This is a genomic window from Shewanella sp. MBTL60-112-B2 (assembly GCF_019655055.1).
Taxonomy (GTDB): domain Bacteria; phylum Pseudomonadota; class Gammaproteobacteria; order Enterobacterales; family Shewanellaceae; genus Shewanella.
The window spans coordinates 29,734-43,422 of record NZ_BPFA01000030.1 but is presented as its reverse complement, the minus strand read 5'-3'; the positions used below and the strand labels follow the sequence as shown (position 1 = coordinate 43,422).

Annotated in this window: 14 protein-coding genes; 6 read left to right on the top strand and 8 right to left on the bottom strand. The window is 44.7% G+C overall.

What is annotated here, in order from left to right; translation table 11 throughout:
- Positions 1 to 4: 4 nt before the first annotated feature.
- From trpB to K5Q73_RS16870, 5 genes are all read right to left on the bottom strand, one after another.
- Positions 5 to 1,249, bottom strand: coding sequence for a tryptophan synthase subunit beta (trpB, locus tag K5Q73_RS16890; RefSeq protein WP_220765467.1), 1,245 nt, complete (start codon positions 1,247 to 1,249; stop codon positions 5 to 7).
- A gap of 95 nt (positions 1,250 to 1,344) precedes the next feature.
- Complete coding sequence (gene trpCF / locus K5Q73_RS16885; protein ID WP_220765466.1) at positions 1,345 to 2,772, bottom strand: bifunctional indole-3-glycerol-phosphate synthase TrpC/phosphoribosylanthranilate isomerase TrpF; 1,428 nt, start codon at positions 2,770 to 2,772, stop codon at positions 1,345 to 1,347.
- 1 nt (position 2,773) lies between these two features.
- Positions 2,774 to 3,832 (bottom strand): anthranilate phosphoribosyltransferase, encoded by a 1,059-nt coding sequence (gene trpD, locus K5Q73_RS16880; protein ID WP_220765465.1) that lies wholly within the window; start codon positions 3,830 to 3,832, stop codon positions 2,774 to 2,776.
- Between the two features lie 4 nt (positions 3,833 to 3,836).
- A complete protein-coding gene (locus K5Q73_RS16875; protein WP_220765464.1) occupies positions 3,837 to 4,451 on the bottom strand; it encodes an aminodeoxychorismate/anthranilate synthase component II in 615 nt (204 codons plus the stop codon).
- The gene (locus K5Q73_RS16870) at positions 4,448 to 6,031 is read right to left on the bottom strand and encodes an anthranilate synthase component 1 (RefSeq protein ID WP_220765463.1); all 1,584 of its coding nucleotides are present in this window, start codon (positions 6,029 to 6,031) and stop codon (positions 4,448 to 4,450) included. Before K5Q73_RS16870 ends, K5Q73_RS16875 begins: the two co-directional genes overlap by 4 nt.
- Positions 6,032 to 6,728: 697 nt before the next feature.
- Here K5Q73_RS16870 and K5Q73_RS16865 point away from each other — a divergent pair.
- The 5 genes from K5Q73_RS16865 (at position 6,729) to K5Q73_RS16845 (ending at position 10,027) form a co-directional block, all read left to right on the top strand.
- Complete coding sequence (locus K5Q73_RS16865) at positions 6,729 to 7,463, top strand: DUF1538 domain-containing protein (RefSeq protein ID WP_220765462.1); 735 nt, start codon at positions 6,729 to 6,731, stop codon at positions 7,461 to 7,463.
- Positions 7,464 to 7,519: 56 nt separating this feature from the next.
- A complete protein-coding gene (locus K5Q73_RS16860; RefSeq protein WP_220765461.1) occupies positions 7,520 to 8,305 on the top strand; it encodes a DUF1538 domain-containing protein in 786 nt (261 codons plus the stop codon).
- Entirely contained in the window at positions 8,295 to 8,645 is a 351-nt protein-coding gene (locus K5Q73_RS16855; protein WP_220765460.1) for a P-II family nitrogen regulator, read from the top strand. The genes K5Q73_RS16860 and K5Q73_RS16855 overlap by 11 nt, the downstream gene beginning before the upstream one ends.
- A complete protein-coding gene (locus K5Q73_RS16850; RefSeq protein WP_220765459.1) occupies positions 8,642 to 9,049 on the top strand; it encodes a CBS domain-containing protein in 408 nt (135 codons plus the stop codon). Before K5Q73_RS16855 ends, K5Q73_RS16850 begins: the two co-directional genes overlap by 4 nt.
- A 168-nt stretch (positions 9,050 to 9,217) precedes the next feature.
- Positions 9,218 to 10,027, top strand: a complete 810-nt coding sequence (locus K5Q73_RS16845) for a regulatory protein RecX (RefSeq protein ID WP_220765458.1) — start codon at positions 9,218 to 9,220, stop codon at positions 10,025 to 10,027.
- Positions 10,028 to 10,331: 304 nt separating this feature from the next.
- On the opposite strand, the gene K5Q73_RS16840 is transcribed toward K5Q73_RS16845, so the two are convergent.
- Positions 10,332 to 11,012 (bottom strand): hypothetical protein, encoded by a 681-nt coding sequence (locus K5Q73_RS16840; protein ID WP_259650837.1) that lies wholly within the window; start codon positions 11,010 to 11,012, stop codon positions 10,332 to 10,334.
- A 262-nt stretch (positions 11,013 to 11,274) separates the two neighbouring features.
- Here K5Q73_RS16840 and K5Q73_RS16835 point away from each other — a divergent pair, with 262 nt between their 5' ends.
- A complete protein-coding gene (locus tag K5Q73_RS16835; RefSeq protein WP_220765457.1) occupies positions 11,275 to 11,826 on the top strand; it encodes a YbhB/YbcL family Raf kinase inhibitor-like protein in 552 nt (183 codons plus the stop codon).
- Positions 11,827 to 12,449: 623 nt separating this feature from the next.
- Here K5Q73_RS16835 and K5Q73_RS16830 read toward each other — a convergent pair.
- Both K5Q73_RS16830 and K5Q73_RS16825 read right to left on the bottom strand, forming a co-directional pair.
- The gene (locus K5Q73_RS16830; RefSeq protein ID WP_220765456.1) at positions 12,450 to 12,806 is read right to left on the bottom strand and encodes a glutathione S-transferase N-terminal domain-containing protein; all 357 of its coding nucleotides are present in this window, start codon (positions 12,804 to 12,806) and stop codon (positions 12,450 to 12,452) included.
- Positions 12,807 to 12,894: 88 nt separating this feature from the next.
- Positions 12,895 to 13,569 (bottom strand): Type 1 glutamine amidotransferase-like domain-containing protein, encoded by a 675-nt coding sequence (locus K5Q73_RS16825; RefSeq protein ID WP_220765455.1) that lies wholly within the window; start codon positions 13,567 to 13,569, stop codon positions 12,895 to 12,897.
- Positions 13,570 to 13,689 lie beyond the last annotated feature (120 nt).

Here is a 13,689-nt window from a genome sequence, read left to right as displayed (position 1 = left end):
TCTCCTAGTTGTTTGGGGTTTCAGTTTGTTGTGCTTCAACTTCTTGTTTCTCAGCCTTTTGCTCTTCAACTTCTTGTTTCTCAAGAATGTCCGCAACCGTGAAGATATCTTTGTCGCCGCGGCCAGACAGGTTTACCACTAAAATGGTTTCTTTGGTGGCTTGTTTTGCAAGCTTTACTGCATAAGCAAGAGCGTGAGCAGACTCAAGCGCCGGGATAATACCCTCAGAGCGTGCCAGTAACTGGAAAGCTTCAAGCGCTTCATCATCGGTTGCCGACTCGTAAGTCGCGCGGCCAGTTGCGGCAAGGTGCGCGTGCTGCGGCCCAACAGATGGGAAATCAAGGCCTGCCGAAACTGAGTAAGATTCTTCGATTTGGCCTTCACTGTCTTGCATTAGTGGCGCTTTCATACCAAAGAAAATACCCGTTTTACCATGTTTTAGCGGCGCGCCATGCATAGGTGTGTCAATGCCTTTACCCGCAGGTTCAACGCCAATCAGTGCCACGTCTTTCTCATCAATAAAGTCAGCAAACATACCAATAGCGTTAGAACCACCACCAACACAGGCGATAACCGCATCAGGCAAACGGCCTTCACGCTCAAGGATTTGACGCTTAGTTTCTTCACCAATCATACGTTGGAACTCACGTACAATTGTTGGGAACGGGTGCGGGCCAGCTGCCGTACCAAGCAGGTAGTGAGCTTTATCATAGCTACCTGACCAGTCGCGCATCGCTTCATTACACGCATCTTTTAAGGTGGCAGAGCCCGATGTTACCGGAATAACTTCTGCGCCCATTAGCTTCATTCTAAATACGTTTGGTGATTGACGCTCGACGTCTTTAGCGCCCATGTATACTTTGCATTTTAGGCCCAGTAATGCACAGGCAAGTGCTGTCGCCACGCCATGTTGACCCGCGCCGGTTTCGGCGATGATCTCTTTTTTACCCATGCGTTTAGCCAGTAATGCCTGACCTAGTACCTGGTTAGTCTTGTGAGCGCCGCCGTGTAGCAAGTCTTCACGTTTTAGATAGATCTTAGTCAGCGGATTAGGGCTTAAGTTGCGGGTTAAGGTTAATGCGGTTGGACGACCTGCATAGTTCTTTAATAGCTCGGTAAACTCTTTTTGAAAGCTTTCATCTTCTTGGGCTTCAATAAAAGCGGTTTCAAGTTGCTTAAGTGCTGGCATTAAAATTTGCGGTACGTACATACCACCATATTCCCCAAAGTATGGGTTTAACTTGCTCATAATCTTATCCTATTTCTTTTCAATTTGTGGTCACAGGCGCTTGGGGCATATGACGATAATTTTGTTTGGTTTAGTTTGTTTCAGTTCTGCTCAGTTCAGTACTGACGTAAAAGCTTAAACGCTGCGCTAATTTTACTTGGATCTTTAATGCCAGGGCTTTGCTCAAGGCCTGAGTTAAAATCTAAGCCGTAAAAGCCTTGGCTAGCGGCTCGCGCCGCATTGTCAGGGCTGAGTCCACCGGCAAGTAACGCCAGCTCTTTATTCGGAAGTATCTTTTGCCAGTCAAAGCTTTGGCCTGTGCCACCAAATTGGCCATCAGATTTGCTGTCAAATACCACGCGATCAATGCCTGCTGGAATGTCTAACTCATGCTCACTTGCCACATCTACCGCAACCGCCTTCCAAATCTGAGTTGAGCTATTGTTTGTGGCTAAGATTGCTTTCAATGTATCAATTTCGAGTGCGGTTTCTTTACCGTGAAGTTGTACGGCAAACAGGTTTAATTCAAGCGCGAGCTTGGCAATCACATCGGCCGCTTCATTAACAAACACGCCAACTAAATTGAGTTTAGTGCCGCTTTGCGTTAACTCTTGTACTAGCTCTTTGGCCTGCTCAGCGGTTACCGCGCGTGGTGATTTTTGCGCAAAAATAAGGCCGCCATAAATGGCGCCTGCTTTTGCGGCAGCTAGCATGTCTTCGATGCGAGTTAAGCCGCATACCTTGTTGTGGCCAAAAGTTAGCGTGCGGCAAGCTAGATCTAAATCATCTTCAGCCATTAATGAACTACCAACCAAGAAGCCGTCAACAAGCGGTGCTAGACGGCGAACTTGGGCTTGGTTATAAATGCCAGATTCGCTGATCACTACTCTGTCGGCCGGAATATGCGGCGCAAGTTCCTCTGTGGTCGCAAGATCAGTAGACAGGTCGCGCAGGTTACGATTATTAATCCCGATGATCTTGGCATTAAGCGCAATGGCGCGAGTTAGCTCGGCTTCATTACTCACCTCAGTCAAGATATCAAGTTGATACTTGGCCGCTTCGGCGGCTAAGGCTTGATAGCGATTGTCATCAAGTACAGATAGCATTAATAAAATGGCATCAGCGCCTTGATGTGCAGCCAATTTGACCTGGTACTCATCAACAAAAAAGTCTTTGCATAAAATTGGCTGAGTGACGCGAGCACGTACACGCGGGATATAATCCATATCACCTTGGAAGAACTGCTCGTCGGTTAATACCGAAATACCCGCTGCGTAGTGGTTGTAGACATCTGCGATAGCGTCGACATCAAACACATCACGGATAAGCCCTTTCGATGGGCTGGCTTTCTTACATTCTAAAATAAAGCCTGCATTTGGCGCTTTAAGGGCATCAAATAAACTTCTGTCAGACACTTTTGGCGATAAGTCATCTTCAGCAAAGCGCTGCTTGAGTGAGGCAATATGCGCCGCTTTAGTATCGACAATTTTAGTCAGTACATTGCTTTCTTTTACTGCGGGTGCGTCTCTTAAATCCGTGCTCACATTAAGCTCCTTTACCAGCTTGGCTAGCGTCGCTAAGCTGGGTTAATAATTGGTAGGCTTTGCCGCTGTTAATGGTGTCTAATGCTAGCGCCGTGCCTGACTTGATGTCTTCGCAAACGCCTGCCACATAGAGGGCGCAACCCGCATTAATAGCAACTGCGTTCATATGGGCGCTTTTACCTGTGCCTTGTAATATGGCGCGGGTGTACTCAGCATTTTCTTCTGGTGCGCCGCCTTCTAAATCAGTCAGTTCTGCTTGAATGACACCAAGCATGGCTGGAGTAATGCGGTACTCGGTGATAACGCCATCTTTAAGCTCATTGACTAAGGTGTCACCGTGAAGTGCAACTTCATCAAGGCCACTACCGTGAACCACCATGGCGCGCTTAATACCAAGGGCTTTTACGACCTGAGCGATAGGGGCAACTAGTTCTGGGCTATAAACACCTAGTAGCATAAAGTCAGGGTGTGATGGATTAATCAACGGCCCTAATACATTAAATAGCGTGCGAGTTTTAAGTGCTTGGCGTACAGGCACTGCGTGGGCTACGCCACCGTGATAGTGCGGTGCAAACAAGAAGCACAGTCCTAGTTCATCTAAGCAGTCACGCGCCGTTTCTGGTGCCATGGTTAAATCGATACCAAATTGTGCCAGTAAATCTGATGAACCTGATTTGCTCGATACGCTGCGGTTACCGTGTTTAGCGACTTTGGCACCCGCGGCCGCAGCAACAAAGGCTGCAGTGGTTGAGATATTAATGGTGTTGTGACCATCGCCGCCAGTACCAACAATATCGACAATACCCTGATTTACGGTCGATTCACTCGGCGTTGGAAAGGCTTTTGCGGCCGCGCGCAGGGCATCGGCTGCTCCGGATATTTCATCAATGGTTTCGCCACGCATTTTCATGGAGACTAGCATGCCTGCCATGGTGACTTCATTCATTTCGCCTTGAATGATCTGGCTAAATAGCGCTTTAGCTTCTGCTCGCGTTAAGCTTTCACCTTGATAAAGTGTTTCGATAAGGGCTGCTGTAGGTTTGATTTCTATTTGAGTCATCATCTTATCCTTTGTCGTTATTCTGGCTGTTTTCATTCAGTGCGCGAGACAAATAATCTAAGCTTTGCACTAATAATTGGCTACCAAGCGTGGTTAATATCGACTCTGGGTGAAATTGAAACCCAACGGCTTTATCTTGGCGGTGAATAATCGCCATTGGCATCTCTTCTGTCGTGGCGATAACGTCTAAACAATCTGGCACTTGGGTTGCGACTAAGCTGTGATAGCGGGCTACAGGAAGCGGCGAGGGCAGGTTGGCAAAAATATCCTCACCGTTATGAAATGTCGGGCTGGCTTTACCATGCACCACTTGGTTTGCTCGCTCAACTTTACCGCCGTAATGCTCAACTAAAGCTTGGTGGCCAAGGCAAATACCTAGCATAGGCACTTTACCGGCCACACGCTCAATTAAGGCCATTAATGAACCCGCTTCATGGGGGGCGCCTGGACCTGGTGATAACACTAGGGCTGCAGGTACGGTTTCGTTTAATAGTTTGCTGGCAATAAAGTCTGCGTCTACATCGTTGCGGTAGATCACCACTTCATAGCCTAGGCTTCTAAACTGATCAACTAGGTTGTAGGTGAACGAGTCGAAGTTATCGAGTAGATAGATTTTCATAGTCCACCTCCCATCTTAATCGCTGAAATAACGGCTTGGGCCTTTTGACGAGTTTCATCGGCTTCGGCCTGTGGATCTGAGTCGAACACGACGCCTGCACCGGCTTGAATAAAGGCGGTACCCTCTTTGACAAAAGCGGAGCGGATAACAATACAGGTATCCATATCTCCCAAACCATTTAAGTAACCCACTGCGCCGCCGTAGCTGCCACGACGGGTTTTCTCTGCGCCGCGAATAAGCTGCGCAGCACTGACTTTAGGCGCTCCGGTTAAGGTGCCCATATTCATACAAGCTTGGTAGGCATGCAGTGCATCTAGATCTGTGCGTAGTTGACCTGTAACGCGGCTGACTAGGTGCATCACATGGCTGTATCTATCGACTTTTAATAGTTCAGGTACTTTGCGGGTGCCGCTTTGGCTAATACGAGCGATATCGTTACGGGCTAAATCGACTAGCATGATGTGCTCGGATAGCTCTTTTTTATCTAGGCGCAGCTCAAGCTCATTACGGCTATCGAGATCAAAATCGATTTCACCGTTAGCCGTTTTACCGCGTTTACGTGTACCAGCAATGGGGTAGATCTCGACCTGATTGGTTGCGGCTTCATATTTAAGTGCGCTTTCAGGTGACGCGCCAAATAGGGTGAAGTCGTCGCCGCGAAAGTAGAACATGTATGGGCTTGGGTTAGTCAGTCTTAATGCACGGTAGGCACCTAAGGTGTTCGGGCAAGGTAAGCTAAAGCTGCGCGATGGTACGACTTGGAAAATATCGCCAGCAATGATGTGCTCTTTAAGGTCGTTAACTGTGTTTTTAAAGTCGTCATCTGAGATGTTAACTTGGGTTTGGGCTTCAACGGCTTGTAACTCGGCAATGGGCGTTAATGAGTGACAAGCTTGTTGTAACTCTGTCATACGTTGAGCGAGTGAGGCGCTAATGCTATCGACAGGGCTTTGTGCTGGCTGAACAAACTGGTGAGTGACGATTTCAGCACTTTGCTGCTGATGATCCACAAGGATTAAGGTCTCAGCGAGATAAAATAGGTAGTCAGGGCAGGTGTTGTTACCTTCTGGCACGCTTGGCAGTGGTTCAACCGTATCAATCAAGTCATAAGCAAGCACGCCACCTAAAAACAGATCTTCAAACTCAGGGCTTTCATCGCAGCGGATGTGCTTAACCAACATTCTTAAGCCATCAAGCGGGGAGATTGATTTTAAACGTGCATCTTCGTCGAGTTGGTGAGAGTCTTTTTGAAGAGTCAGGCTTAAGCTTAATTCATCGCAATGGTTTATTTTGGTGCTTGGAAAGTCTTTTTCGAAGAATGACTTTATTGGTGAAAGTAGAGTCTTACCGTTATCAGTAAGCGCGTTAAACTTAAGTTGATAACCGTCGCAGCGAATTTGCATGGCTGCGTGAGTCAGCACGATACTTTTTAAGTGGTCCTTGCTATCTATTTCAGCAGACTCTAGCAGCATAGTGTGAGGGGCGTTTTGAGTCACATGCTGGTATAAGCTAAGCGGATCTTCATGATACGCCAGCGCCTCTTTTTGAGTGACGACTTTAGCGATTGTGTCGGTTGTCATGCTTATGCTCCTGCCTTGTAGGGTAACGCATTATTCATTGTTTTATCTCACTTTATCTTAAGCCTGCTGCTCTGGGTATTCTCTCTTCTTACCGATTTATTTTCGCTTAGATACAAGAAAGCCCGCAGAGTGTGCGGGCTTTCTTGTTGAATCTTGGCTCAGTTATTTGAGCACACAGTTTCACACCACCCGCTAAGTTGGGAAGTGCCACCACCAATTAATGTTTTGGAAAGTTGTAAACTGTGTCATCTAAAATTCATCTTGTTTGTTTCAATGGCTATATAAAAACATTTGCAGGTGAAAGCTGTCAATTGAATATTACTGTTTTTGACGGATTTTCATTAATTGGGTGAATATTTTTCTAAGATTTTATCTTTACGGGGCTGTTTTGGTGTTTTTTGAGTGAAATTTGCTAAAAATTGACTTTGAGGGGGGTGGTTGTTTGTGTGTGATTGATGGTTAATTGAGAGACTTGAGCGTTAAGTCGGCACTTTAGTGAATACAGGCAGGCTTCAAGCCGATGAGTTACTGATTTTAATATAAGCGATTTGTATGTTTTTACTGCCTAACAGTTTAGCCGTGGTTAATAAATGGCTGATATTTGATCTTACTCAAAGTTGTTGCAAAGTTTGTTAGTTGTTTGTTGTTATCTTTGCTGGTTTTGGCACACTAAAAATGTGGCCCCAAAGGAGTGAGTATGGCTTCAATCAAGCAGTTGTTAAAAGCACTATTAAATAGTTTCAAGGATCTGATCCCTATTATATTAGTGGTTTGTTTCTTTGAGGTATTTGTTCTACAACAGGCACCCGATAATCTGTTTTCCATTCTTATAGGCCTCGTTTTCATCGTGGTTGGTTTAACCTTTTTTGTTTTCGGTCTAGAAATGGGCCTGTTTCCTATTGGTGAGTCGCTTGCACAAGCTTTGGCTCGTAAAGGAAGTGTATTTTGGCTGGTGGTTTTTTCATTTTCACTGGGTTTTGGGACCACATTAGCCGAACCTGCATTAACCGCAGTGGCAAACGAAGCTGCAGAGGTGGCTGCAGAAGCCGGTGCAATTAAAGCCTCTGAGGAGGCGATGGATAGTTACGCCATGGGATTAAGATTAACAGTGGCGTTATCGGTTGGTTTAGCTATCTTGCTTGGCGTGGTTAGAATTTTAAAAGGCTGGCCAATCCATTACCTGATTATTTCGGGTTATATCATCGTCATGATACTGACTTCATTCGCCCCTGAAAATATTATCGGTATTGCCTATGACTCGGGAGGGGTGACGACATCTACGATTACCGTCCCCTTAGTGACCGCCTTAGGTGTCGGTTTAGCGACTGTGATTAAGGGACGCAACCCCATGCTTGATGGCTTTGGTTTGATTGCCTTTGCCAGCTTAATGCCGATGATTTTTGTGCTTATCTACGGAATGCTGGTGCTTTAATGCAGGTGCTTTAATGCCAGAGCGTTGATACTAGTACTTTAAATGGGAGTGATCTAATGGAACTACTTGAGCAAGTGCTTGATACCTTGCTGGTTACCATACGTGATGTGGTGCCTATTGCGATTATCCTCTTTGGTTTTCAGTTAGGAGTATTAAAAAGGCCGGTTGCTAATTGGCGGCGAGTAGTTGCAGGTTTTGTGTATGTGATTTTAGGGCTAAGCTTTTTCTTAGTCGGCCTTGAGATGGCTTTGTTCCCAATCGGTGAGAGTATGGCCGAACAGCTGACCTCCCATGAGTTTATCCATGAAGACGACTTGCAAAATACTGTTAATGGTTGGCAGGACTACTATTGGGTTTATATCTTCGCAGCGGCGATAGGCTTTAGTACCACGATTGCTGAACCATCACTTATCGCGGTTGCGATAAAGGCAAACCAAGTATCTGGTGGCACCATAGGCATTCAAGGTTTGCGTATTTCGGTGGCTATCGGTGTTGCCTTTGGTATTGCGCTAGGGTGTTTTCGTATTGTGGTGGGGGATCCTATTCACTACTACATTATGGTCGGCTATGTGCTGGTGGTCATTCAAACCTTCTATGCTCCCAAAATGATCGTTCCGCTTGCCTATGACTCGGGCGGTGTGACTACCTCCACCGTCACCGTGCCGTTAGTCGCAGCATTAGGCTTAGGCTTAGCGACCAATGTCGAGGGACGTAATCCGCTTATTGATGGCTTTGGGCTCATCGCCTTTGCTAGTTTGTTTCCAATGATCACTGTAATGGGCTATGCCCAGTTGGTGGAATTTAAGAACAGAACCCAAAAGGAGCGAGATAATGCGCTTTAAACTTATTCTGGTGTTTATTGATGATGCCTGTACCGATGCGATTTTGGATGCGGCTCGGAGTAAAGGCGCTACAGGCGCTACAGTGATCAACCATGCTCGTGGTGAAGGCCTTAAGCAGCAAAAGACATTTATGGGCTTGTCGTTAGATATTCAGCGGGATGTGGTGTTGCTGTTGGTTGAAGAGCATCTATGCCGAACTATTTTAGAAACGGTTAGTGAAGTCGGTGAGTTTGATAGTGGCTCAGGTAAAGGCATTGCGATTCAAATTGATGTAGAAGACGCTGTAGGGGTCGCTCATCAGGTACAAAAGTTAACTCATGACATTGAGGATCAAATATGAAGAATGAAAACCTGGTAAGAAATCATGATGTCATGAGTCAAGATTATGCCATGATCGATGGTTTACAAACCGTGGCTGAAGCCATTGAACTCGCGGTTAAAAACAAGGTGAACGTGCTATTTGTCAATAAACGGCATGATGATGACGAGTATGGCATGGTGCTTATGAGTGATATAGCTAAAAAAGTGTTGGCACAAGACAGAGCGCCTGAGCGAGTCAATGTGTATGAAGTCATGGTCAAGCCTGTGCTATGCGTGCCGGGCAGTATGGATGTACGTTACTGTGCACGTTTGTTTGACCGTTTCGGTATTACTAAGGCGCCAGTGGTTGAAGAGGGGAGCATTGCAGGATTGGTGAGTTATCACGAAATTGTGCTCAAGGGCATGATTAATAAGAGTCGTTAAGCTTACTAATTAATTAACTAAGCAATCAATGAGTTAAACCGAGTCGACGACACACTCGGTTTACTTGTTTTAGCCTAAGAGTTTAGGATGGGAGCTAAGTTGGACTCCTCAATAATGCAGGGGTCTGCTACACTGATTTTGGTTATTTTAATTTAAGTTCAATTCGTTATGCAGCGCCCACCATTACGTCAAGCCAAAACCATCGACAACGTTTTTAATAGTGCTTACTGGCATCTAAGTCAGCAAGATTTCACTATTAATGAAATTCGCAGCAAGCTTGAGCGTAAAACAGAAAATCAACAGTGGATTGATACAGTACTCTCCAGATTGATAGAAGGCGGATACCTCAAAAGTGATTTTGAGTTTGCAGTGCGTTATTGCGAGCTGGCTTTTAGCCATGAGTTGGGCGCTGGTGCCATAAGGCGCAAACTTCAGCAGCGTGGCGTATCGATTACTGAGATTGATTGTGCCATCGAGCGGGTGATGGATGAGCAAAATGTTGATAGTTTCGAGATGGCAACCTCAAGGCTGCTCGGTCGATATGAGAATTTCTATGGTACCAACAGCGAGAAAGTTTATGCCCAGATGACGGCAAAAGGGTTTTCTCGAGTAGAGATCGATCACGCTTTAGCGCAGCATCCGATGCGCGACTCTCTTCGCAGTAAATTAGCCGTTAAAGCAGATAAAGCAGACTTAACCACTGAAATAATTAAGTTATACAAAAAGGGGAAAGGCCAAACTCTGATTCAGCAGGAGCTTAAGCAACGTTTGATCGATTTAAGTGACTTTGAAGAGACTATGTACCAATTGAGCCTTGCTGGGGATGTTGATTTTTATCAAAGTTGTAAAAATGAACTTGCTAAGAAGCGATATGATTTGTCGGACTATAAAGAAAAGTCGAAAGCTTACGCTTATTTATCTCGTAAAGGTTTCGATAGTGATGAAATCAAAGAGGCTATGAATCAGGATGATGAATGATACCAATCAGTATAAGAAGTTGATCTGCTCAGAGCGTTTTTTGGCAAACTAATGCAAGGCGAATAGCTGAAAGAATGGTTACTCCCTTGTGAAGATGTTCAACGCGGGAGTAGGCAGCCAAAAACGCTCCAGAATGGCGAGTTTTAGCGGCTCAGCTGCTGTGTTAACGAGCTAAACCGTAGAACAACTATGCTCTTCACTCGTAGCCTTGCATCAGAACCGCTAAACTCTCGCTGAGCGATCAAATCTTTATACTGATTGGTATAACTAAGCTATTGGATACTCATCTATTTTAAATATATTTCTATATTGAATAGTCAATGTGTTGGTTTAACCATAACTTACCCATATAACTTAATAGCTTGTTAATTCTTTGTGCTTGATGCTTATTATCAAGTTTTAAAGTCAAGGCCGGAATTGGGACGGGTCTATCTACAAAGTGACGAAAGATGATAGAAAACACCTCCGTCATGCAGGCTTTATACTCTTGGCTGGCGTACAACCTTTGCCAATCAATCCCTTTCTCATTGGCAAAGCTCTGCGTTAATACATCAACCTTTTGAGAAAATAATTTTATTTGTTCGGCCCCCATACAATGTTCTTTGATTAGAGATAGAAAGAGATCTAAACATTTACCTCGAGGGATCACATCGAAAATATCACCAAATTGGCGACTTTTGTTTTTTCTAACGGAAAGTATGCTAATGACTTGCGCATAATACTCTTCAAATTGGTGAACAATAAGCCGATCAAGGATCCGTTCTCTTTGCGGGGAGATATTGTCAAAGTACTCAGTCACTCTATTACAAAAGAGGGCAGCATCTAAATTATCCATCAGTGACGCTGTGATTTTGTCACCAATAGAGTCAGGAAGTGAGTTAGCGTCCATCACTTTACATATACCTACATCGATATAAGACTGAAACTTTTCAGGGATCTTGCTATCGCAAGGAAATGGGCATGAACTACTTTTAGAGCATTTCAATTGACGACTCCATCCATGAGTACCAAGAATTATCCTGCCTAAAGCTATAATACACAGATTTATTTCAGTCAAATAATTGCGGCGGCCTAATTAGTCACTGAAGTCTCAATAGCCGTTTTTCCCTCCATCAGAACATCGAAAGTGAATCGCCAAGTCAATTGAATTGAGTCGTTAAATGATAGGTTAGAATTTGAATAGTTATATTTCAACTATGCTTATTGAGCGACAGGTTTAGTCATATAACGTTGAGGTAGAGAAAGCGATGAGAGTAAATCAAACTATGTTACTGGCACTGTTTTGTTTACTGGCATTTCCAAGCCAGGCCTTAGAACTTAACAGTATTGATATCAACGAAGGCAAGACGCTTAAGAAAGCCCAGATATTTAATCAATGGGGTTGTAGTGGAGAAAATAGTTCTCCGGAGCTCAGTTGGAGTGAGATACCTAAAGGAACCAAAAGTTTTGCTGTGACCATGTACGATCCTGATGCGCCAACAGGTAGTGGCTGGTGGCATTGGTTAGTTGTGAACATACCTGCTAGCACCAAAGGTTTACCAGCAAACTCGGGGGCAAAGGGCGGTGCCAATCTTCCTGAGGGAGCAAGCATGGTTACTAATGATTTTGGCTTTAAGGGCTTTGGCGGTGCTTGTCCGCCTGCGGGTTCAGCACCACACCATTATCAGATCACTGTCTATGCACTGGATGTCGCTCATATCGATCTACCTGATAACGCTACAGCGGCATTAGCGGGATACAATATCTATCAGCACCTTCTTGGTAAGGCCACACTAATTGCGCCGACTAATGCCAGATAGGTATTATACTAATCAGTATAAGAAGTTGATCTACTCAGAGCGTTTTTTGGCAAACTAATTCAAGGCGAATAGCTGTAAGCATGGCTATTCCCTTGTAAAGCTGTTCAACGCTGAAGTAGGCAGCCAAAAACGCTCAAGAATGGCGAGTTTTAGCGACTCTGACGCTTTGGCTCTTAAGGAACAAGAGGGAGCTTAACCCTAGTTCAACTATGCACTTCACTCGTTGCGAGCATCATGGTCTTGTATGTTCCTGACATACATAAGACATTTCCTCCATCCTTGGAGGTCAGATGTGGTGAATGTCATGAATGCACGACTATATGGATATAGGAGGTAGAGTAACGCAGGAGCAGTTACCGAGGAGCACTTAATGACCTCGCTTCAGAACCGCTAAATTCTTGTTGAGCGACCAAATCTTTATACTGATTGGTATTATGCATATAGAGTTGCGTATAGCACAGGATTTTGCGGCCATTAATAAAGGTTGCTAGTCTCTGTATCCGGCTTAGCGATATTGGGAATTGATATGAAAAAGGCAGCATATATATGCTGCCTTTTCTTTTACTCTTTGTCCTTTTTTGAGAACCGTTGACAGCTCAAGGGGTAGAGAAAAAGTTTACTGCTTAAGCAAATTTTTTATCGAGAAAATTGATGATCTCTGATGACTCATACATCCAAGTTGATTGACCATTTTCATCAATCTTCATGCATGGAACTTGTAATTTGCCGCCTTCACTAAGAAGCGTGCTCTTGTGAGGTTCTTGCTTGGCATCGAGAGTGACGATATTCAAGCCTTGACGGCGTAGTGAACGACGAACCTTTACGCAAAATGGGCAAGCCTTATATTCGTAAATAGTCATGTTGCTGGTTGCGTTGTCGATTTTTTGTTGTTCTTCTTGCGGACGCTTAAGTTTTTTAGGCGAAAAAACAAAATTTAAAAACAAAATGATACGGCCTAATACCCAACGAATGATAAACATTAACTACCTCTGATGTATTGATACTCGCGCAGATTTTAACTCAAGCGTTACAGGGTTGAAAGCAATGATTAAAAAATGGGTTTCATTTTCACGACAAATGCCAATGACATTGACCCAGCTGTTTTAGTTCGTTGTTAATCGACAAAAGGGCTGCACCGTCTGGACATAAACAGATCTGCTGGGTGAATTGTGCGAGCTGTTGTTGAAAAGACTCGCTTAGCGATTGTTCTTGGCTAGTGAGTAATTCAATGTGAGGTGCAAACAAAAATTCCACTAAATTAAGTGCGCTTAAGTCTTCGAGTTGGCAGTTATTGGTATCGCCGCACAGCGGAGCACTTGCAATAGAGGCGGTCATTATCATCGCGCCAGCGCTCACGCCAATAAGAGCGCCACCATTGATGGCATATTGGCGTAAAACAGGTAGAAGCTTTCTGGATTTTAGTGCTTTTAAGAAGCGGAAGGTGTCGCCACCAGAGAGGTGAATAGCATCACAGCTTAGCAATTGTTCGAGCGCATGCTGTGAAAAGCCAGCTTCTAATTCGAGGTAGACGCTGAGCTCTGCACCACATGTTTGGTATAGCACTTTTGCTTGCTGAAAATACTCTCTTTGTGCGTCGGGTTGTGATGCTATATAGCCGACTTTGATTGGAGTGAGTGTTTGCAGCCCATTTAAGGAGCTTGACTCTATGAGTGTGGCAAGCAGCGACTTAATTGCCATTTGGGCATTGGTTGTATTTGGATCGCTCAATAGGGCGAGTTTCATATGTTCAGTCCTTTGATTGCTGCTGCCAATACTTTCTGTGGTGATTGACTGTGACGCTTAAGCTTGTGTTTAGACCTTAACGGATCCGCTTTAAAAAAGCGAAACAGATGTGAGATGTGC